We start from the raw sequence: 21,080 nt of genomic DNA on the forward strand, positions 1-21,080 counted from the left end.
GCCCGACACCGACATGCTGGCCGCGATGGGCCAGTTCAACCAGGCACTTGTGAAAGCCGGCATCCTGCTCGCGGCCGACGGGTTGCACCCAAGCAGCCGCGGAAAGCGCGTGCACTTTTCCGGCCAGAGCCGCACCGTCATCGACGGCCCGTTCGCCGAAACGAAGGAACTCGTCGCCGGCTACTGGCTGTGGCGGGTGAAATCGATCGAAGAAGCCGTCGAATGGGTGAAGCGCTGCCCAAACCCGATGCCCGGCGACTCCGACATCGAGATTCGCCCGCTGCTCGAGGCCGAGGATTTCAGTCCCGCCTTCACGCCCGGGCTGCGGAAGCCGTAAGCGCCCCGCCTCCGGCGGTCGGCCCGACTCGGGCATCCTGACCGCGAGGCGGCCGGCGCGAGCAGGCTTGGCGCGCGCCCCAACGCGCCGGTTGACGAGGCTCCACCCAATAACGTATCGTTTTGAAACGTTACTCGGTGGAGCCCGTCATGCATTCCCGTTTCGACCGTTTCCGCTCGACCCCGCTCGGCGCCCAGCTCGAAGCGCTGATCGAACAGCCCGAGCGCTATCTCGAGTTCGCCGCACTGTCGCGCGTCGGCGTCGCGGCGGTTGGCGCGATCCAGGATGAAATCGCGCGCACATTCCTCGAAGTCGAAACCGACACGACGGCCCGCCAGTTTTGCGGCGCGATGGTCGCCGACGTCATGCGCCGCCGCGGCCACGAAGTCGTGCAGGCGCGCGGTCGGCTCGGCGGTACGCTGTTCAGCTATGGCGCGGTGTTCAGTGCATTTCCGCACCGGCTGCCGTTCGCCGACGTCGTCGCCGCGCTGGCGCGCATGCCCGCGCGGCTCGCCGCTTACGCCGCGCACGTCCCGGCCGCGCTGGCCACGCGCCGCCCGGCCGGCACCGGCTTCTCGCTCGTCGAACATGCGTGCCACCTGCGCGATCTCGATGCGGTGTTCGCCGCGCGTATCGACGCCGTGCGCACGGCCGAGCTTCCCGTGATCGAATCCGTCGACGGCACCGCGCTCGCCGCGCAACGCGACTATCTCGCCCAGCCGCTCGATCTCGCCGTCGCGGCATTCGGCAGCGGCCGCGCCGCGCTGTGCGCCACCGCGGCCGCGCTGGAGCCGGCGCAACTCGCGCGCTGCGGGCTGCGCGACGGCATCCGCCGCATGTCGCTCGACGACCTCGTGCGCGAACTGCTCGACCATGATCGCACCCACCTGCTCGAACTCGACGAACTGCTCGCCGAACTCGAATTGCCGCCCCTGCCTTCAGCGGCGGTCGCATGATCGCGACCACACCCGTCGTCTTCATTCACGGTTTCATCGGCACGTTCGACGTGCGCGGATGGAACGGCCCGCATCTGCGCCCCGACCTGCTCGGCTACGGCGCGCATCGCGCCACGCCGCCCGATGCGATCTCGCTTGCCGCGCAGGTCGAACATGTGCGGCAAACCGTCGATACGCACTTCGGCGAGCAACCGGTCGACGTGGTCGGCCATTCGGTCGGCGGCGCGATCGCGATGCTGTTCGCTCAGGCGCACCCCGAACGCGTGCGGCGCATCGTCAACATCGAAGGCAACTTCACGCTCGACGATGCGTTCTGGTCGGCATCGGTCGGCCGCATGACGCGCGACGAAGCCGATGCGATGCTCGACGGCCTGCGCGCGGCGCCGCTCGACTGGCTGCGCGGCGCGATCGACCACCCGACGCCGGGCCAGCTCGACGACGCACGCCGCTGGCTCGCGCATCAGCCGGCATCGACGCTGCGCGCGATGGGCCGCTCGGTGGTCGAGACGACCGGCGATGCGGGCTACCTGCCGGCGCTCGCGCAGGTGTTCGAGCGCCATCCCGTCTGGTTGATCGCCGGCGAACGCTCACGCGCGGGCTGGCACGTGCCGGCCTTCGCGCTCGCCCGCTGCGCCGGTTTCGACACGATCGCCGGCTGCGGGCACCTGATCGCGACCGAGCGGCCCGATGCGTTTCACGCCGCCGTCGCGCGCATCGTGTGCGAGCCGTCCGCCTGACAACCCGTAGGGTTCGCCGAAATATGGTTGAAAGGCGCGATTGCTAAAGTCGTCGGAACAGGGTTTTCCCTGCCCCGGACTGGAACGACACATGCAAGGATCGATGAACCTGGCACGTACTTTCTGGCTGCTACTGCTGCTCGCCGTCACGAGCCCTGCGTTCGCATTTCATGCGCGGGTCGTCGCGATTCCGAGCGCCGCGATGAGCGAAACGCTGAAGGCCACCATCGTGCTGCCCGACGATTACGCGCGCGACAACCACGGCGAGCGCTACCCCGTCGTCTATCTGCTGCACGGCTCGGGCGGCGACCATACCGACTGGACCTCGAACACGCACATCGCCGCGCTGGCCGACCGCTATCGCGTGATCCTCGTGATGCCCGACGGCGGACATGAAAGCTGGTACATCGACAGCCCGTTCGATTCGGGCAGCCGCTACGAAACCTTCGTCGGCGATGAAGTCGTGTCCTATGTCGACCTGCATTTCCGTACGATCGCGGCCCAGCATGCGCGCGCGATCACCGGGCTCAGCATGGGCGGCTTCGGCGCGCTGCGCATCGCGCTCGACCGGCCCGACACGTTCGGCGCGGTCGGCAGCATCAGCGGCGCGGTCGATCCGCGCTGCTGCACGGACGAGCCGGGGATCACCCACGTATTCGGCGATCCCGATCGCCATCCGTCGTTCTGGAACCGCAACGTGATCGTCGAAAACGCGCGGGCGTTCGTGCGCGCGCATCTCGACCTGACGATCGATTGCGGCCGCGACGACGCATTCGTCGACTCGAACCGCACGCTGCACGAACGGCTCGTCGCGCTCGGCGTGCCGCACGACTATGCGGAGCGGCCGGGCGGCCATACGTGGGATTACTGGGCGAATGCGATCCGCTACCAGATGCGGTTCTTCGCGACGTCGTTCCAGCATCGCGGCTACGCGTACCGTGCCGCGCCGCCTGCGCCGGGGATGACGCGCGCGGGCTGATGCACGGTCGGCCCTTTTTGCAGCGGCGATCCGGTCGAAGGCTGCAAGGCCTCGCGTCGACAATCGAAACGGGATGAAAGAGCGGCCGGGCAGCGGCTCGGCCAAAAGATGAACGCGCGTCGCCCGACGCGCGAAAAAGAGAAACGACGAAACCGTCAGTTGCCGTGCGTGGTGTCCGCGCCGACGACGCGATCGAAAAATTCCTGCGCACGCGCCAGCTCGTCGAGCGCGCGATCGAGACGCGACATCGCGCGTGCGTATTCGGCCGACGAGCCGTCGTCGTCGCCTTCGCCGCGTACCGCGCGAAACGCCTGATCGACGTTGCGCGTCGCTTCGACGAAGCGTTGCGCGGCCTGTGCTTCCGGCGAACAGATGTGGGTCGACATCGACACTCCTCCCTCGGGATTGCAGTGTGAAGCACGCCGACGCTCAGTGTGCGTGGTGCGCATGTCGGCGGCGTGAACCACGACCCGTCGCGTGTCGACGCATCGGCCGCCGCGCCGCGCGCTTCGTGCCGATTGTCCCTCCGCACTCGCCGATCCGCTACGGCGAGATTGCAACAAATTCTTGCGCGAACGGCTTCGCGCCCAGCGTCACGCGCGCCCGATGCGCGGATGCGCGAGCCCCGCGAACGCGGCTGCCTCGCCCGGCGACAGGTCGAACAGATCGCCGGTGAGATCGCGCGGATGCTCGGCCGCCGGCCGGTTGCGCATGCGCGCGACGTGCGTGGGCGCCACGTACGCGGCCGCCGTTTCGAGCGGCGGCACGTCGAACAGATCGCGCGTGACACCGCGCACGGCGTCCGTCGGCGAACGGCCGCGCAAGCGCGCGACCAGCTCGACGAAGCGATCGAAATCGCCCGCGCGCGTGGCCTTGTTCACTTCCGCGAGATCGCGCGCCTTCAGCACGCACGGCTGCGCGAGCCGCACGAAATACGGCGCCTCGAGCTCGACCGACAGCGCGAGCGGATAGCTCTTGCCCGTCTGCTCCTTCGCACGCCCGATGCAGTCGACCACGGCCGCGCCCTGGGCGGCGCCCAGCGGCCTGCCCGTGCTCACGCTGCGAAGATGGTCGGGAAACACGCGCAACTGCGTGCCGACCGTCAGCGCGGTGGACGATGCGCACACGAGCGCGTAGTGCTGCTCGCGACGCCGGCCCGACGGCAGCCTCGAGCGGCTGGCGATGAACGTATGCGGCGGCAACGGCCGCACCTGCCCGCTGGCGTCGACCCACGCGTTCCACAACAGCGCGTCCTTGCGCTCGCCCGCGCGCGGACGCGACGCGACCGGCGAGAACAGCGCGAGCAGCGAGCCCGTGCGATGCGCGGCGACTTGCGCGCTGCTGCCGAGCGGCTGGTTGATGCCCCACAGAAAACGCCCGCCGCCGAGCCGGCGCTCCCATTCCTTGCGGAGCACGACGGTCGGCAGTTCCTCGCCGGACTCGGCGCCGATCTTGGTCCAGCAGAACGTGGGAGGGAGGTGTTTCAGTGTCATCAACTTTCTCGGGATACAGCCTCGCTGCTGACAGCAAGCCCATTCAACAGCCGTAACTGTATAGGTATAATGCATCGCATGGAAGCCCCGGACCAGGATTTTCCCGTTCAAGATCTGTTGCGCCGCTTGATGGCAGATACACGCTCGTCCAGCGAAATCGCGCGACTTTCCGGGGTCAGCCAGCCCACCGTGTCGCGCCTTCGGCTGTCGAACGGGCGCCGGCTGCGCCGCAGCGCGCCATTCAACAAGCTATGCAGTTTCTATGGTGTCGATACGGAGCCGTCGCGCCGCCGGTACAACGACCTGCTGCGCGACGCGATCGTCGACGCGTGGGACGGCTCGGACGAGCACGGGCGCGCGCTGCTGGTCGTCATTCAGGGGCTGAAGGGTTTGCAGGCGAAGGCGGATGACGGGTAGTCGCGGCGACGTACCCGGTCATTCATCGAGATTGAACGTGATCGGCACGCGCGCCCGCGTCGGCGACGGCGCGCCGTTTTCCCCATGCGCAGCGCAGCAGCTCGCCAGCACCGCGTCGCGCGCCGCGGCATCGAGGCGCGGATAGCCGCCGCCGGTCACGACACGCGCGGCGACCGCCTGGCCGGCCGCATCGGTCTCCAGTTCGACGCGTGCGGTGCCGTGCTCGCCCGTGCCGTCGCCCTGGCGGCGCGCCCGTCAAGCGTCGCACGCCGCGCCGCATTGCGCGAGCGAATTCTCCTTGCTGCGGAAAACCAGCGGCTGTTCATCGTTCGGCGCGCGCCGTCGCGCGAACTGCACGGCCTGTTCGACCTGCCCGTGATGGGCGGACTTCGCGCACACCGGATCGGCCTCCTTCGGATCGCCGGCCAGCAGGTAGGCCTGACATCGGCAACCGCCGTGATCCGCATGCCGTTCGTCGCACGTGCGACACGGCTCGCGCATCCAGTCGTCGCCGCGAAACGCGTTGAACGCATCGCTGTCGTACCAGATTTCCCGCAGCGACCGGTCGCGCACGTTCGGCAGCGCGAGCCCCGGCAGCGAGCGCGCGGCATGGCACGGCAGCGCGGTGCCGTCCGGTGCGACGCCGAGGAACACCGAGCCCCAGCCGTTCATGCACGCCTTCGGGCGGCGCTCGAAATAGTCGGGCACGACGAACAGGATCTTGCAGCGCTCGCCGATCAGCTTGCGATAGCGGTTGACCGTTTTCTCGGCCTCGCGCACCTGCTCGACGGTCGGCATCAACTGGTCGCGATTGAGCATCGCCCAGCCGTAGTACTGCGTGTTCGCCAGCTCCAGGTAATCGGCGCCGAGATCGAGCGCCATCTCGATGATCTGCCCGACGTGCGGCAGATTGTAGCGATGCAGCACGCAGTTGAGCACCATCGGGTAGCCGTGCGCCTTGATCAGCCGTGCAACGTCGCGCTTCAGTTCGAACGTGCGCGTGCTGGTCAGGAAATCGTTCAGCTCGCGCGTCGAATCCTGCAGCGACAACTGGATGTGGTCGAGCCCGGCGGCCTTGAGCCGCTCGATGCGCGCGACGTTCAGCCCGATGCCCGACGTGATCAGGTTCGTATAGAAGCCGAGCCCGCGCGCATGCGCGACGAGCGTCTCGAGGTCGCCGCGCTGCAGCGGCTCTCCGCCCGAGAAGCCGATCTGCGCGGCGCCGAGCGCGCGCGCATCGGTGATGACCGAGCGCCACGCGTCGGTGTCGAGTTCCGCGCCGTGCGTCGCGAAGTCGACCGGGTTGTAGCAGAACGCGCAGTGCAGCGGGCAGCGATACGTGAGTTCCGCGAGCAGCCACAGCGGCGCGGACGGACGGGGCGTGTCGGGCGTCATGTCAGTCCAGCCAGCCGCGCAGTCGCGCATGATCGAGGAAACGGTAGACGTCGGTCGCGAGATCCGATTGCATGAACAGGCGTTCGAGCTCGCCGATGATGTCGTCCAGTTCGCGCGTGCCGTCGCAGCGCGCGAGAATCTCGCCGGCGCTCGGGTTGAGCTTGACCATGCCCTCCGGATAGAGGAGCACGTACGCATCCTGGGCCGCCTCCCATTGCAGGCGGTACATGCCCCTGAGGCAGGGGCGCAGCGGCACGCCGCTGGCGGCTTCGATCGCGTTCATACGGAGTAGGCCTTTTCGACGGCGTCGAGCATCGACCACAGGATGTCGAGCTTGAATTGCAGAATGCCGAGCGCGCGCTGCTGCGCGTCCGGTGTCGTGAAATGCTGCAGCGTGACCGCGAGCCCGTGTTCGACGTCGCGCTGCGCGAGCGGCACGCGGCTGCGGAAGTAATGGAGCCCTGCCGGCTCAATCCACGGGTAATGCGACGGCCAGCCCGCGAGCCGGTCGAGATGGATCTGCGGCGCGAACATCTCGGTCAGCGACGAGCACACGGCTTCCTGCCACGGCGCGCGCCGCGCGAAGTTCACGTATGCATCGACCGCGAAGCGCACGCCGGGCAGCACGTGCTCGAGCGACCACAGCTCGTCGCGCGTCAGACCGCATGCCTCGCCGAGCCGCACCCACGCCTCGATGCCGCCTTCGTTGTCGCCCTGCCCGTCGTGGTCGATCAGCCGCTGGATCCAGCGGCGCCGCGTCTCGCGATCGGGGCAGTTCGACAGGATCGCCGCATCCTTGAGCGGGATGCAGATCTGGTAATAGAAGCGATTCGCGACCCAGCCGCGGATCTGCGTGGGCGAACAGGCGCCGCTGTTGAGCCGCCGGTTGAACGGATGATGGATGTGATAGCGCGACTCGAGCGCACGCAGGCGCGCCTCGAATTCGGTCGCGGTCCAGGGCGTCGCGTGCAACGCCGTAGCGGGGATCGGTGCGTTCATCGTCAGACCTGGAATTGCATGCCGTCGTGCGCGACGTCGATGCCGTGCGCGCGCAGTTGCGCGTGCTCGACGGAATGCGGATCGAGAATCGGGTTCGTGTTGTTGATGTGCGTGAGCACCTTGCGCGTTCGCGCGGGCAGCGTGTCGAGCCAGTCGATCATGCCGGGCCGCCCGGGTTCCGCGCACTGCGCGAGATGCCCCATGTCGGCCGCGTGCTTGCCCGACAGGCCGAGATCGATCATCTCGGTGCCGGTCCAGAACGTGCCGTCCACCAGCACGAGATCGGCGCCATCCATGGCCGCGCGCACGTCGTCGGTGACCGACGCGAGCCCCGGCGCATAGAACGCGCGCCGCCCGCTCGCGACGTCTTCGATCGACAGCGCGATGTTGTCGCCGGGCGCGGCCGACGCGCGTCGCGGCGAATAAGGCGGCGGCTTGCTGTCGACGGCGAGCGCGGTAAAACGGATTCCGCTCGCCGCCGGCACCGCGAACGGCTCGCCAGGCACGATCGTGTGGGCGGCGACGCCGCAGTAATGGCCGAGCAGCGGCACGAGCGGCAAGCCGGTCGACAGGTCGTCGAGCACCGGCGCGCTCGCGTAGAGCGGCAGCGGCGTCGAGCGCTCGCGCAGCATCAGCAGGCCCGTCACGTGATCGATCTGCGCGTCGCACAGCACGACGGCCGCGATGCCGCTGTCGCGAATCGCGCGCGCCGGTTGCAGATCCGGATCCGCGCGCAACTGGGAAAGGATGTCGGGCGACGCGTTGACGAGGACCCAGTCGACGCCGTCGTCGCTGACCGCGATCGACGACTGCGTGCGCGGCAGCACGTGGCCGCTTCCGCTGCGCGCGCGGCGGCAGTTCGCGCAATTGCAGTTCCATTGCGGCAGCCCGCCGCCGGCTCCCGAGCCGAGTATCTTGATCTTCATGGGCGTCAGCTCCCGAGGCCGCCCGCGCCGATCACGGCGAAACGGGCGGCACGCACGGCGATCAGCGGTTGGCGATGTACATCGTGATTTCGAAGCCGAAGCGCAGGTCGGTGTAAGACGGTGTCGTCCACTGCATGGTGTGTCTCCTGTCGAGTTGATGATGGATGCGTTGCTGGGTGAGTCGAACGACCGCGGCAATCGAGCGGTCGGCTTCTATTCAGCAAGGAGCGTGCCGAAGCCGCATTTCGGCGGCCCGGCAGCGGCAGATGGCTCTCGTCCGGGCATCGCGGTGCAATCCTTACAAATAGCCGACGCGATTCGTGCGAATGCGCTCCGCCGCCCCGGCGGAACGATGTCCGCGAGTGGTCACAGGTGTTGAATCGTTGAACACCGGTGTTGCAAGTTGACACACCGGCTGTGACAGGTCGCGCGCAGCAAGGCGGGCGCGTCAGCTTTCGTCGGACGGTTGACGCCCGGCGTCGGCGGCCGGCATCTTCCGGTAGATGGTGTTGCGCGAGACGCCGAGCGCACGCGCCGCCGCGGACACGTTGCCGCCGTGACGCGCCAGCGCGGCGGCGATCGCGGACGCGGCGACGTCCTGCAGGCGCGCGTCGGCGGGCAGCACCGCGTCCATGACGGCGGGCCCGGCGCTCGCCGCGGCCGGCAGATTGGGCGCGGCCTGGCCCGCGTGCACGTCCTGCACGTCTGCGCGCCGCAGGTCGTCGAAGAAGTCGTCGGGCAGATGCTCGCGCCGGATCTCGCCATCGTCGTCGACCATGGCCGCCGCGGTGCGCAGCAGGTTGCCGAGCTGGCGGAAATTGCCGGGCCACGTGCAGCGCACGAACAGCTCCATCACGTCCGGCGCGACGGACAAGGGCGGGCGGCCCGGCCCCGCGAACGCCTCGCGTTGCAGCATCTTCTGCACGACGACCGCGAGATCCGTGCGGTCGCGCAACGGCGGCAGGCGCACCACGAGGCCGTTCAGCCGGTAGTAGAGATCCTCGCGGAAACGGTTCTGCGCGATCATCTCGCGCAAGTCGCGGTGCGTCGCGCAGATGATCGCGATGTCCACCGCGATCGTCTTGGTCGACCCGAGCGGGTTCACGAGGCGCTCCTGCAGCACGCGCAGCAGCCGCACCTGCAGCGGATACGGCATGTCGCCGATCTCGTCGAGAAACAGCGTGCCGCCGTTCGCCTGCAACAGCTTGCCGATCGCCCCCTTGCGACGCGCGCCGGTGAACGCGCCCTCCTCGTAGCCGAACAGCTCGGACTCGATCAGCGTCTCCGGAATCGACGCGCAGTTGACCGCGACGAACGGCGCGTCGCGGCGCGGCGAGTCGTTGTGGATCGCCTGCGCGAGCAGTTCCTTGCCGGTGCCGGTCTCGCCGGTGATCAGGATCGGGATGTCCTTGCCGATCACCTTGCGCACCTTCGCGATCACGCACGCGACCTGCGCATCGCCGGTGTCGAGATAGTTGAGCCGCGACAGGCCCGCCGACGTGCCCGTCGCCGGCGCGGGCACCGCGTTCGGGCGCGCGGCCGGCGCGCCGGCGTCGTGAACGTCCGTCGGCCGGCTGCCTTCGGCGAGCGTCGCGCGGCGGAAGTGCACGCGCGCGCAGACCACCGCGCCGTTGCCGAGATTGAGCATCAGGTGCCGGTCGGTGCTCGCGCGCATGCGGTCGATCAGCTGCGCGCTGGTGACGTCGAACAGCGACGACAGCGTGTGCGCGCGCAGCGCGGCGAGCGGCATGCCGAGCTGGAACTGCGCGCTGCGATTGGCCGACAGGAAGCGCCCGTCGGCGGTGAACGCGACGATCCCCTCCATCAGCGTGCCGAGGAACTCGGGGCGGCCATGGAACGACACCTGCAGCGTTTCCTGAAAGGTCGTCGTAAACAGGTGATTCTCGATCATCTGCACCGACATCTTCGCGAGCGCCATCGTGTGCTGGTGATAGCTGCGGTGGTCGCCCGTCACGTCGAGCACGCCGATCGCGTCGCCGTACGGATCGAGGATCGGCACGCTCGAACAGGTCAGGAAGCGGTTCGCGGCCAGGAAGTGCTGGTCGCCGTGGACGACCATCGGGCACAGCTCGGCCAGCGCCGTGCCGATCGCGTTGGTGCCCTGCCGGTTCTCCGCCCAGTTCGCGCCCGGACGCAGCGCGACCTTCTCCGCGCGGCGCAGGAAATCGTCGTCGCCGATCGAATGCAGGATCAGCCCTTCCGCATCGGTCAGCACGATCATGCTCTGCGTGTTGACGATCTGCTCGTGCAGCGTCTCCATCACCGGCATCGCGTGCACGCACAGCACCCGGCTCTGCTCGCGCTTGAGCACCAGCGCCGCGTTCGACAGCACGTCGTAGTCGGGTCGTGCCGATACCTGCAGGCCGAACGTCTCCGAGCGCTCGTGGGCCTTCTGGATCGACGGCGCGGGCCAGCCAGCGGGATGCGCGGCCCGTGACCCGGCCGCCTGCTCTACGTCATCGCGCATTGTCTCCTCCGGGGGATCCTTCCGGTCAACTGCCGGACTCTTTGCCGTCATTGCAAGCAAGCATCGGGCCACGCCGGCGAGGCGCAATAAAGTTGAAAGGACAATGTAATGAATCGTCCGGGCGCGGCCGGGCGTGCCGTGCCGCGTCGCGCGACGGGCAGGCCTTCGTGATACCGCGAATTCGCGACGCGTGACTACCCGTGCGAATCCGGATCCTCGCGGCTGGCGCGTTTCTGGCTTTATCGCAGAACCTGTCCGGCCTGCCCGGCCGCATGACGGTTGCCTTCCGATTCCGCCCGAACCCTGTCGACATGACGCATCGCCCGATTCGATCCACGCCGCCGCTCGCCATGCGGGGCTTGCCCGGCCCACCGGCGTCGCCGCCCGCGCCCGTTCGCCGGCGCCTGCATCGCGACGCGCAATCGATCGCGTTCGCCGTGGCCGGCGCCGCGCAAGGCCATCCGGTCGTCGTGCTGCACGGCGGTCCCGGCAGCGGCAGCCAGGCCGGCATCCTGCGGTTGTTCGATCTCGCCCGCGTGCGCGTCGTGCTCGTCGACCAGCGCGGCGCGGGCGCGTCGACACCGCGCGGCGGCACGCGTCACAACGACACCGCGCAGCTGATCGCGGATCTCGAAGCGGTGCGCGAACAGCTCGGCATTGCACGCTGGGGCGTCGTCGGCGGATCGTGGGGCGCCGCGCTCGCGCTCGCGTATGCGGGCACGCATCCGGAGCGGGTAACGGGCGTCGTATTGCGCGGCCTGTTCCTGACGTCGCCGCGCGAAGTCCGCGGCCTCTTCGTGACGTCCCGCACGCGTGCACCGCGCGAATGGCGGCACCTGCATGCGGCGGCAGGCGGCGGTCGGCCGGATCGGCTGCTGACGCGTTGCGCTGTCGGGCTGCGCCCCGGCGCGAGCACGGCCCGGCAGCGCGCAATCGCGCTCGCGTGGCACGCGTATGAAAACGCGATCCTCGCGTCGGCACGCGCACGCCGCGCGCCCATGCGCGCGATCCGGTCCGAGAAGACCGTCGGCCGGCTGATCGACAAATACCGGATCCAGGCGCACTACCTGCAACACGATTGCTGGCTCGGCGAGCGCCGCGTGCTCGCGCTCGCGCGACGGGCGGCACAGGCCCACGTGCCACTGTTCGCCGCGCACGGGATGCACGATCCCGTTTGTCCGGTCGGCAACGTCGAGCGCCTCGCGCGCGCCGTGCCCGACGCGAAAATCGAACGCGTGAAGGCCGGGCATCTGGCAAGCGACCCGGCATTGGCGCGCAGCGTCGCCCGCGCGGTGAATGCGATGTTCGCGACGGTGCCGTTCACGTGACGGCCCCGCGCCCGGTCGTGTCGGGACGGGACCGCACACGCGGCCGCATCACGCTCAATCCCACGCATAGCGCACGCCGACCCACGCACCGCGCGGCGCGCCCGGCCCGACGAACTGCTCGTTCACCGGATTGGCGCCGTCGAACGTATGGTTCGGCCCGTTGAAGAAATTCTGGCCGAGCGCGCCGAAGCTCGCGTAGCGCGTGTCGAACAGGTTCGTCACGCTCGCGAACACCTCGAACCGCTTCGTGATCCGGTAACGCATGTCCAGATCGACCAGCATGTAGCCCGCGATCCTGCCGTTCACGTCGCCGTTGTTCTCGTCGCCACGCGCATACACGCCGCTGCGCCACACGACGTTCGCGCCGATGTCCCATGCGGGCGTCGCCGCATAGTCGAGCCGCAGCTTCACCGTATGCGCGGGAATGCCGGGGATGCGGTCGCCCGGCTTGACCGTCACGTTGCCGTTCGCGTCGGCCGCTGAATTCGCCGGGCTGTGTTCGATCCACGACGATCGGTAGGTCGCATCGACGTAGCTGTACGACAGCCCGACACCGAGCGGGCCGAACCGCGTGCGGCCGGCAAGCTCGATCCCCTGCCGCCGCGTCTCGCCGACGTTGCGGAAGTAGCCCTGCGCACTGGCCGGGCTGCTGATGAACTGGATGTCGTCGGTCAGCGTCGTGCGGTAGGCCGCGGCGCTCCAGGTCGTCGCGGCGCCGATGCGGCCGCGCACGCCGGCTTCGAACGTCTTCGAGATCACGGGCTTGAGCGCCGGGTCGGCGATGAAGTCGTTCGGCAGCGAACACGGCGCGGCCGGGTCCGCGCACGCGAGCTCGATCGCGGTCGGCGAACGCATGCCTTCGTTGTAGGCCGCATACGCGGTGAAACCCGGGACCGGGTTCCAGTTGAGCCCGACCGCGGGATTGAAGCGCGAGAACACATGGGTGCCGTCGAGCAGCGGCTGCACGCCGCTCTCGTCGCCGATCCGCGCTTTCGACCAGTCGTAGCGGCCTGACAGTGTCAGCGTCCAGTGCGGCGTCAGCGACAGCGCATCGCTCAGGTACACGCCGACATTCGCGTTGCGCGTCTTCGCGCTGGTCTGCCGGACGAAATCGCCGATGCCGATCGCCGCGCGCGCATCGGTGAACGATGCGTCCTGCGATGATGCAACGTAGCTCGAGTTCGCGACATCGGCCGAGACGCCCGCGACCAGCCGGTTCGCCATCCCGCCGAGCTTGCCGAGCAGCGTGAGCTGCACGCTGCCGCCGTAGCTGTCGGTGACGATCGTCGATTGCGCGTTGCTGCCCTGCACCGTGTCGACCGTGCCGTCGTCGTCCACCGATCCGTAATCCGTATTGTTGTTGCTGCTCGTGTTGGCGTTGCGCAGGTGCCGGTAGTACGCATTGCCGCTCAACTCGACGTTCTCGCCGAAAAAGCGCTCGCCCGACAGCGTCAGGTAGCCGGCGCTGTTGCGGTTCCGGTCCGGATACGTATACGCCTGCTTCGGGTTGTCGAGGAACGAGCGCGGAATCGTCTGGGTGCCGGACAGCGTGTTGTCCGCGCCGCCTGCGGCGATCGACAGCGTCGTGTCCGCATCGGTGTAGCGCAGCTTGCCGAACGCCTGCCGCACGCGGCTCGCGTTATGGTCGGCCCAGCCGCCGTCGTTCGCGACGTTCGCGGTCGCGTAGTAGTCGAGGTTCGGGCCGATCGTGCCGCCCTGTTCGATGCTCGCGGTCTTGCGGCCCCACGCACCGCCCGACACCTCCGCTTCGCCGCCCGGGCTCGACCTGCCGTTCTTCGTCGTGACCGCGAGCGCACCGCCGAGCGTGTTGAGCCCGTACACCGGGTTGGAGCCCGGAATCAGCTGCACGCGGTCGATCGCCTGCGTGGGCAGGATGTCCCAGTTCACGACGTCGCCGAACGGCTCGTTCACGCGCACGCCGTCGACGAACACCGACAACCCCTGCGGCGTGCCGAGCAGCGGCGACGCGGTGAAGCCGCGATAGTTGACGTCCGTCTGGTACGGGTTGCCCTGCGCGTCCGAGATCGTCACGCTCTGCAGGTTCGCCGCGAAGAAATCCGCGAGCGTCGCGCGGTGCTGCGCGTCGAGTTCCGCCGCACGCACCGTCTGCACGTTCGCCGGCACCTCCGACAACGGCGTGCCGATCCCGAGCAGTGGCGTCGTGCCGACGACGACGACCGCGGGCAGCACGATGGCCGGCTCGGGCGGCGCAATCGTGCCGCCGTCGGCCGGCTGCTGCGCGCGCACGCCGCCGGCTGGCAGGCCGAACAGCGCCAGCGCGCCGACGGTCGTACCGATGCATCGCGCACGCCGGCCGCCCCGCGTCGTGCCGTCGCGTGCGGCTGCCTTTGGTCTCCTGATCATTCCGTTGTCTCCGCACTTGTATTCCGCCGGCCCGTGCGATGCACCGCGCGGCGCTGATTGTTGTCGCGAAGCCCGTGTGCGAGAACCGTGCCAGCGCCGCGAGCGCAAGCGGTGCGCGCTGCGCCGCACCTCGCTTTGTGAAGGCATGCGGGCAACCGACGGCCCGCTGTTCAGCGGACTGCGCCACCTGTCATGTTTGGCAACACTTCGCGCGCGACGGTGTACCTGAATGCAACACCTGCGTGCACGCCACGGCGCGCGCCGCCGATCGGCCCATCGCACGCGATGCGGCGGTGTGCCGCGTCATACCGGCTTCCCGCCGCGATGGCATGCGACTTGCGTGACGGGCAGTGCACTCGGCCCGGAACCCCAACCGTGCCGGCGCGACGAATCGGTCGCGGCGGTGCGACCACAATGACTCAGGAGACAACCATGAAGAAACTCTCGGCTTCAGCGAGCCGGCTGGCGACGATCGGCATCGCGGTGGCAGCCGCCGTCGCGCTGAACCCCGGCCTCGTCGAAGCGGCCGCGGACTACCCGGCCGTGACCTACCAGCGCCTGACCGATGCGCACGGCGATCCGGGCTGGCTGACCTACTACCGCACCTACGACGGCCGCTCGCATTCGCCGCTCAAGCAGATCGACACGTCGAACGCGAAGGATCTCAAGCAGGTGTGGGCGTACAAGTTCCCCGCCGACCTGAAGCAGGGCTTCGAGGCGACGCCGATCGTCAACGGCAACTACCTGTTCGTGACGACGCCGAAGGACAACGTCTACGCATTCGATGCAAAGACCGGCAAGCAGCTGTGGAAATACGAGCCGAAGCTCGGCGCGGCCTCGTTCAAGACCGCGTGTTGCGACGTGGTCAACCGCGGCGTCGCGCTGTACGGCAAGAACGTCTACATCGCGATGCTGAGCGGCGAAGTCGCGGCGCTCGACGCGCAGACCGGCAATCTCGTGTGGAAGAAGCAGATGTTCGAGCCGGGCCTCGGCTACGCGTTCTCGCTCGCGCCGCTCGCGATCGACGGCGCGATCGTCGTCGGCACGTCCGGCGGTGAATACGGGATTCGCGGCTACATCGCCGCGCTGAATCCGGAGGACGGCTCGCAGGTCTGGAAACGCTACACGATCCCGGCCGCCGGCGAAAAGGGCGCGGAAACCTGGCCCGACGGCATGCAAAGCCACGGCGGCGGCGCCGCGTGGCTCACCGGCACGTACGACGCCGCGTCGCGCACGCTGTACTGGGGCGTCGGCAACCCCGGCCCGTGGCTCGCGGCGCTGCGCCCCGGCGACAACCTGTATTCCGACTCGCTGCTCGCGCTCGATGCGAAGAGCGGCAACCTGAAGTGGCACTACCAGTACACGAACAACGACACGTGGGACTACGACGGCGTGAACGCGGCCGTCCTCGCGGACATCAAGTACAAGGGCAAGGACTACGACGCGATCATTCACGCGGACCGCAACGGCTTCTTCCATGCGATCGACCGCACGACCGGCAAGCTGATCTACGCGACGCCGTTCGTGAAGGCATTGTCGGTCACCGGCTACACGGAAGACGGCAAGCCGATCCAGGACGCATCGAAGTTCCCGAAGGCCGGCACGACGATCGAAACGTGCCCGAGCTTCCTCGGCGGCAAGAACTGGTGGTCGATCTCGTACGACCAGGAACGCAACATCGCGGTCGTGCCCGCGCTGCATGCGTGCATGAGCCTGACCGGCAAGTCGGTCAGCTACATGGAAGGGCTGCCGTATCTCGGCGAAGGCTTCGAGATCAAGCCCGAACCGGGCAGCGAAGGCTACGGCGAACTGACGGCCATCGACGTGAACACCGGCAAGAAGCTGTGGAGCCACTGGTCGAAGAAGCCGTGGAACGGCGGCGTCGCGACCACGGCGAGCGGCCTCGCGTTCAGCGGCTCGCTCGACGGCCACCTGTACGCGTTCGACACGGCGACCGGCAAGGTGCTGTGGGAAAGCCCGCAACTGGCGAGCGGCATCATTTCGCAGCCGTCGGTGTACGAGGTCGACGGCAAGGAGTATGTCGCCGTGCTCGCCGGCTATGGCGGCGCGAACCCGATCTGGGGCGGCCCGATGGCGGACATCGCGAAGGACGTTCCGCGCGGCGGCACGCTCTACGTGTTCGCGCTGAACTGAACCGGCGCCACGCCCGAGTCGCGCCCGCATGCGCCCGATGCGGGCGCGACGCCCCACCCGCTTCAACCGGACACACCACCATGAATACTCGCCTCACTTCCGTTACCGTCGCCAGTCTGCTCGCCGTGGGCGTGGCGCTGATACCGGCAGCCGCGTCGGCCGGCGTGCGCGTCTGCACACTGCCCGGCAGCCCGACCACCGCGCTCGACCGCGCCGTTGCGCGCGAAGTGTTCCGCACCGCGGGCATCGCCGCGACCTTCAACGCACGCGGCGTCGACGACAACGGCGACGACGACGGCATCTCCGCCAGCGAGCTGACGAAATCGCTCGAACGCGACTGCGACGTGATCGCCGGCTTCCCGCGTTCGGCGATCGCCGATGCGTCGGGATCGAAGATGTCGTTCTCGCAGGGCTATCTGCGCTCCGGCTACGTCAGCGTGTCGCTGCCCGATGCGCAAGCGCCGTCCGGCGCCAAGGAAACGATCGCTGCCACGTACGGCAGCCCGTCGCAACTGATCGCCGCGCAGCAGACGAACGCGCGCTTCGACCTCGAGAACACGAGCGAGAAAACGATCGGCGCGCTCGCCGCGGGGCGCGCGCAACGCGCGATCGTCTGGTATCCGAGCGTCGTCGCCTACGAGCGTGCCCATCCGAAACAGCGGTTCAAGGTGGCGGCGACTGCCTCGCCGTACTCCGACTGGCAACTGTCGTTCGCATTCGGGCCCGGCAAGGACGCGCTGCAAAAGCGCATCGACGCCACGCTGTCGCGGATGAGCGGCAACGGCCGTCTCGCGTCGCTCACGCGCGGCTGGACGCTTCCCGACGACATCGCGCAAGCCGCCGCCACGCACGTGCCCGGCCGGTTTCTCGACGGCGCGATCGCATCCGCGCAGCGGCCGGCGAAGAGCGGCTTCGTCAAGGTTTCGACAAGCGAAGGCAGCGGCGTCCCGTCGTTCGACCAGGCGCAGGTGCAACACGGCAAGAAGCTCTACGGCGATGCATGCGCGAAATGCCACGGCGACCAGCTCGAGGGCAATACCGCGCCCGCGCTGAGCGGGGAATCGTTCGCGCCGGAGGGCAAGTCGCACATCACGGTCGGCGGCATCTTCCTGTACATGTCGAGCAACATGCCGGCCGACCGACCCGGCAAGATGACCGCACAGGAATACGAGGACCTGATGGCGTTCCTGCTGTACTCGAACGGCTACGACGCGTCGCAGAGCAAGCTGACCGCCGAGATCGCCAACGCGTCGAAGGCGCCGCTCATCGCCGGGCCGCGCAAGTAACTTTCCCGCCCGCATTCGTTTCGGTCGACCGCCGCGCCGGGCAGCCTGCCCGGCGCGCGGGGCCCGCTTTTTCCTTTCGTTTCATTTCATTCAGGACGACATCATGATCTCCCGCCCTCGCAGAACCTTCTTCGTGCAGGCCGCCGGCCTGTGCGCCGCGCTCGCGGCCGGCACGCGCGCATTCGCGGCCGCCCCGCCGGTCGACGAAAACGACGCGACGGCGAAGACGCTCGGCTACCGCGCAAAGGCCACGACCGTCGACGCGGGCAAGTTCCCGAAGTATCAGGCCGGCCAAACGTGTTCGAACTGCCGCTTCTACAAGGCTGCCGCGGGCGAATCCGTCGGCACGTGCCCGATGTTCGCGGGCAAGACGGTTGCCGCCGAAGGCTGGTGCAACGTCTATGCCAAGCTCGCTTGATGCCGGGCCCGCCCGCGAGCGCGACGACGCGTCGCGGCGCGGCGCGGATGCCGAACGTGCGGTGCATCTGCATGCGCTGATCGCGCTGGGCATCGACCGCGGATACGTGACGCACGGCGAAATCGCCGATGCGTTGCCCGACGAGACGGTCGAACGCGCGGATGTCGACGCAGCCGCGTCGATGCTGCGCGAGTTCGGCATCGACGTACGCGAGCATGCCGGCGAGCACACCGCGTGGACGCTCGACCGTCATTTTGCGCAGATGTCGGAAGTCGCAGCGCCGCTCGCCGACGCGTCGACGCCGCTCGCGACCGACGACTTGCTCGCGGGCCGGACCAACGATCCGGTCCGGCTCTATCTGCGGGAAATGAGCGCGACACCGCTGCTCGAACGCGACGAGGAGATCGCGCTCGCGCTTCGTCTGGAAAGCGGCCGTGCCGCATGCATCGACGCATTGAGCCGCGACCCGGCGGCGCTCGCCGCCGTCGCCGCGATCGCGGACGACATCCGTGCCGGCAAGGTGGCGGCGTCGGTTTACGTGACGGGGCTGACCGGCGATATCGAATCGCCTGCCGGCGCGACGACGGTGTTGCCCGACGATCCGGCCACGGAATCGCCGGCGCCGGACGATACGGCGGGCCCTTCCGTCGACGACGCCGCGTGGCGCGATACGGTGGTCGAGGCGCTCGAGCGCGCCGGTGCGCTGGCGCCGGCCATGCAGCATGCATTGCACGCGGACGGCTTCGCGTCGGCCACTTGTCGGGCGCTGCTGCGCGAAGCGGCCGCGTCGACCGGCACCGTCCGCTTCACGTCGCGCGCAATCGAACGCATCGGGCAGGCGAACCGCGAGCGCGCGACCCAGGCGCGCACGTTCGAAAAGCGGCTCGTCGACACGCTGGCCGCCTCGGGCATCCGTACGGATTCCGCGCGCCACGACCTCTTCACGCCGTGCGACGACGTATACGCATGGCTGCACGCATGCAGCGTCGCGCACCCCGACTGCGCCGCCGCCCTCGCCCGCCATGCGCCGGCGCTGATCGACGCGCGCAGCGCACTCGCGCGCGTCGCCGCTCAGTCGCCGTTGCCGCTCGACATCGCGATCGCGCTCGACGCACGGTGCGCGCGTATCGAGCGGGCGATGCAACCCGCGAGAACCAAGCTGTTCCAGAGCAACCTTCGGCTCGTCGTGTCGGTCGCCAAACGCTATGCCGATCGCGGCCTGCCGTTCTCCGACCTGATCCAGGAAGGCAATATCGGCCTGATGAAGGCCGTCGATCGCTACGATCACCGGCGCGGCTTCAAATTCTCGACCTATGCGACGTGGTGGATCCGGCAGGCGATCACCCATGCGCTCGCCGACCTGGGCCGCACGATACGCGTGCCCGCGCATACGGTCGATGCGCTCAACAAGCTGTCGCGGCTCGCGCGCATCCATCGGCAACGAACCGGCGACGTCGCCGACGCGCGGGCGCTTTCGGCGCAGATGCGGCTGCCGGTCGACAAGGTGCGCGAGCTGATGGGCATCGTGCGCGAACCGATCTCGGCCGACCTGCCGGTTTCGCCCGATCACGACCTCACGCTGTGCGACGTCACGATCGACGCCGACGCACCGACGCCGGAAGAAGCCGCGAGCGCCGGCCAGTTGCGCACCGCGGTCACGGCGCTGATCGATTGCCTCCCCGCCCGCGAAGCGTGGATTCTTCGCCTGCGATACGGGATCGACGTCGACAACGAGTATTCGCTGCGCGAGATCGGCCGGCAACTGAACCTGTCGGCCGAACGCGTTCGTCAGCTCGAGGTATCGGCGCTCGAACGCATCCGGCAATTCAGGCACGCACCGGCGCTGCGCTCGCTGCTCGCCTGATGCGGCCGTGCCGGCCGGCCATCTTCCGGCCCGGACGCGGACTGCTCAGGACTGCAACACGATCTGCTGCATTTCTGAACGCCGCACGGCATCGTCCCGCCACCACGACGCAGCCGCGCCGATCGGATTGGGCGCCCTATGCCCGGCTGCCGCGGATTTCACTGCAGGCATGCACCGGTCGCGCAACTGGCACGCATGTTGCATTTTCATGAGCACCGTCAGGAATTACACGAACGCAGGGAGACACGCTTGTCCAAGATCGAATCGGTTCTTCACGAAACCCGTCAGTTCGCGCCGCCCGCGGCGCTCGAGAAGACGGCGACCATTTCCGGCATGCCGGCCTATCGCGCGCTCGTCGCCGAGGCCGAGCAGGATTACGAAGGCTTCTGGGCGCGGCTCGCGCGCGAAGGCCTCACGTGGCGCAAGCCGTTCACCCAGGTGCTCGACGAGAGCAACGCGCCGTTCTACAAGTGGTTCGACGACGGCGAGCTGAACGCGTCGTACAACTGCCTCGACCGCCACGTCGAAGCCGGCAACGGCGAGCGCGTCGCGGTGATCTTCGAGGCCGACGACGGCACCGTCACCCGCGTGACCTACGCTGACCTCCTCGCACACGTGTCGCGCTTCGCCAATGCGCTGAAGAAACGCGGCATCGGCAAGGGCGATCGCGTCGTCATCTATATCCCGATGTCGATCGAAGGCATCGTCGCGATGCAGGCCTGCGCGCGCATCGGCGCGACGCACTCGGTCGTGTTCGGCGGCTTCTCCGCGAAATCGCTGAACGAGCGCCTCGTCGACGTCGGCGCGGTCGCGCTGATCACCGCCGACGAGCAGGCCCGCGGCGGCAAGACGCTGCCGCTCAAGAGCATCGCCGACGAGGCGATCGCGCTGGGCGGCTGCGAAGCGGTCAAGAGCGTG

Annotated in this window: 20 protein-coding genes and 1 pseudogene; 11 read left to right on the top strand and 10 right to left on the bottom strand. The window is 68.6% G+C overall.

The features are described from left to right. The 4 genes from AC3IFE_RS33790 to AC3IFE_RS33805 all read left to right on the top strand — a co-directional run. Nucleotides 1-337: YciI family protein (locus AC3IFE_RS33790; protein ID WP_489194734.1), on the top strand; the 337-nt coding region annotated here is incomplete at its 5' end. Between the two features lie 149 nt (nt 338-486). Next, nucleotides 487-1,293: a DinB family protein gene (locus AC3IFE_RS33795; RefSeq protein WP_489194736.1), complete on the top strand. Its 807-nt coding sequence runs from the start codon at nt 487-489 to the stop codon at nt 1,291-1,293. After that, nucleotides 1,290-2,030, top strand: a complete 741-nt coding sequence (locus tag AC3IFE_RS33800) for an alpha/beta fold hydrolase (RefSeq protein ID WP_489194738.1) — start codon at nt 1,290-1,292, stop codon at nt 2,028-2,030. The genes AC3IFE_RS33795 and AC3IFE_RS33800 overlap by 4 nt, the downstream gene beginning before the upstream one ends. 103 nt (nt 2,031-2,133) lie before the next feature. Further along, nucleotides 2,134-3,009: an alpha/beta hydrolase gene (locus tag AC3IFE_RS33805; protein ID WP_179233542.1), complete on the top strand. Its 876-nt coding sequence runs from the start codon at nt 2,134-2,136 to the stop codon at nt 3,007-3,009. A gap of 155 nt (nt 3,010-3,164) precedes the next feature. Here the strand turns inward: AC3IFE_RS33805 and AC3IFE_RS33810 are convergent, their stop codons facing one another. After that, nucleotides 3,165-3,395, bottom strand: coding sequence for a hypothetical protein (locus AC3IFE_RS33810; RefSeq protein ID WP_489194740.1), 231 nt, complete (start codon nt 3,393-3,395; stop codon nt 3,165-3,167). A 207-nt stretch (nt 3,396-3,602) separates the two neighbouring features. Further along, nucleotides 3,603-4,502 (bottom strand): hypothetical protein, encoded by a 900-nt coding sequence (locus AC3IFE_RS33815; RefSeq protein ID WP_489194742.1) that lies wholly within the window; start codon nt 4,500-4,502, stop codon nt 3,603-3,605. 78 nt (nt 4,503-4,580) lie between these two features. Between AC3IFE_RS33815 and AC3IFE_RS33820 the strand changes: the two genes are divergently transcribed. Next, complete coding sequence (locus AC3IFE_RS33820) at nt 4,581-4,919, top strand: helix-turn-helix domain-containing protein (protein WP_050012264.1); 339 nt, start codon at nt 4,581-4,583, stop codon at nt 4,917-4,919. Between the two features lie 18 nt (nt 4,920-4,937). Here the strand turns inward: AC3IFE_RS33820 and AC3IFE_RS33825 are convergent. From AC3IFE_RS33825 to AC3IFE_RS33855, 7 genes and pseudogenes are all read right to left on the bottom strand, one after another. Next, nucleotides 4,938-5,138 (bottom strand): annotated as a pseudogene (locus AC3IFE_RS33825) (TonB family protein); the annotation flags it as partial. 36 nt (nt 5,139-5,174) lie between these two features. After that, complete coding sequence (gene pqqE / locus AC3IFE_RS33830) at nt 5,175-6,314, bottom strand: pyrroloquinoline quinone biosynthesis protein PqqE (protein ID WP_489194744.1); 1,140 nt, start codon at nt 6,312-6,314, stop codon at nt 5,175-5,177. A 1-nt stretch (nt 6,315) separates the two neighbouring features. Then, nucleotides 6,316-6,597, bottom strand: coding sequence for a pyrroloquinoline quinone biosynthesis peptide chaperone PqqD (pqqD, locus tag AC3IFE_RS33835; RefSeq protein WP_006480620.1), 282 nt, complete (start codon nt 6,595-6,597; stop codon nt 6,316-6,318). Next, nucleotides 6,594-7,313 (bottom strand): pyrroloquinoline-quinone synthase PqqC, encoded by a 720-nt coding sequence (gene pqqC, locus AC3IFE_RS33840; RefSeq protein ID WP_489194747.1) that lies wholly within the window; start codon nt 7,311-7,313, stop codon nt 6,594-6,596. The genes pqqD and pqqC overlap by 4 nt, the downstream gene beginning before the upstream one ends. A 2-nt stretch (nt 7,314-7,315) precedes the next feature. Further along, the gene (gene pqqB / locus AC3IFE_RS33845; RefSeq protein WP_089470434.1) at nt 7,316-8,239 is read right to left on the bottom strand and encodes a pyrroloquinoline quinone biosynthesis protein PqqB; all 924 of its coding nucleotides are present in this window, start codon (nt 8,237-8,239) and stop codon (nt 7,316-7,318) included. 61 nt (nt 8,240-8,300) lie between these two features. Then, nucleotides 8,301-8,375: a pyrroloquinoline quinone precursor peptide PqqA gene (gene pqqA, locus AC3IFE_RS33850; protein WP_006485436.1), complete on the bottom strand. Its 75-nt coding sequence runs from the start codon at nt 8,373-8,375 to the stop codon at nt 8,301-8,303. 312 nt (nt 8,376-8,687) lie between these two features. Further along, nucleotides 8,688-10,727, bottom strand: a complete 2,040-nt coding sequence (locus AC3IFE_RS33855; protein WP_489194750.1) for a sigma-54-dependent Fis family transcriptional regulator — start codon at nt 10,725-10,727, stop codon at nt 8,688-8,690. A gap of 311 nt (nt 10,728-11,038) precedes the next feature. On the opposite strand from AC3IFE_RS33855, the gene AC3IFE_RS33860 reads away from it, so the two are divergent. Continuing rightward, nucleotides 11,039-12,055, top strand: coding sequence for an alpha/beta fold hydrolase (locus AC3IFE_RS33860; RefSeq protein ID WP_489194752.1), 1,017 nt, complete (start codon nt 11,039-11,041; stop codon nt 12,053-12,055). Between the two features lie 54 nt (nt 12,056-12,109). Here the strand turns inward: AC3IFE_RS33860 and AC3IFE_RS33865 are convergent, their stop codons facing one another. Next, nucleotides 12,110-14,440: a TonB-dependent receptor gene (locus AC3IFE_RS33865; RefSeq protein ID WP_489194754.1), complete on the bottom strand. Its 2,331-nt coding sequence runs from the start codon at nt 14,438-14,440 to the stop codon at nt 12,110-12,112. Between the two features lie 432 nt (nt 14,441-14,872). Between AC3IFE_RS33865 and AC3IFE_RS33870 the strand changes: the two genes are divergently transcribed. From AC3IFE_RS33870 to AC3IFE_RS33890, 5 genes are all read left to right on the top strand, one after another. Then, nucleotides 14,873-16,594: a methanol/ethanol family PQQ-dependent dehydrogenase gene (locus tag AC3IFE_RS33870; RefSeq protein WP_489194756.1), complete on the top strand. Its 1,722-nt coding sequence runs from the start codon at nt 14,873-14,875 to the stop codon at nt 16,592-16,594. Nucleotides 16,595-16,674: 80 nt separating this feature from the next. Continuing rightward, on the top strand, nt 16,675-17,880 hold the full coding sequence (locus AC3IFE_RS33875; protein ID WP_489194758.1) for a c-type cytochrome: 1,206 nt from the start codon (nt 16,675-16,677) through the stop codon (nt 17,878-17,880). A 103-nt stretch (nt 17,881-17,983) separates the two neighbouring features. Next, the gene (locus AC3IFE_RS33880) at nt 17,984-18,298 is read left to right on the top strand and encodes a high-potential iron-sulfur protein (protein WP_089470440.1); all 315 of its coding nucleotides are present in this window, start codon (nt 17,984-17,986) and stop codon (nt 18,296-18,298) included. Next, entirely contained in the window at nt 18,282-20,162 is a 1,881-nt protein-coding gene (locus AC3IFE_RS33885) for a sigma-70 family RNA polymerase sigma factor (protein ID WP_489194760.1), read from the top strand. The genes AC3IFE_RS33880 and AC3IFE_RS33885 overlap by 17 nt, the downstream gene beginning before the upstream one ends. Before the next feature lie 249 nt (nt 20,163-20,411). Continuing rightward, on the top strand, nt 20,412-21,080 hold a 669-nt coding region (locus tag AC3IFE_RS33890), incomplete at its 3' end, for an AMP-binding protein (protein ID WP_489194762.1).

It is taken from the genome of Burkholderia sp. APQ4-4ca (assembly GCF_057837105.1).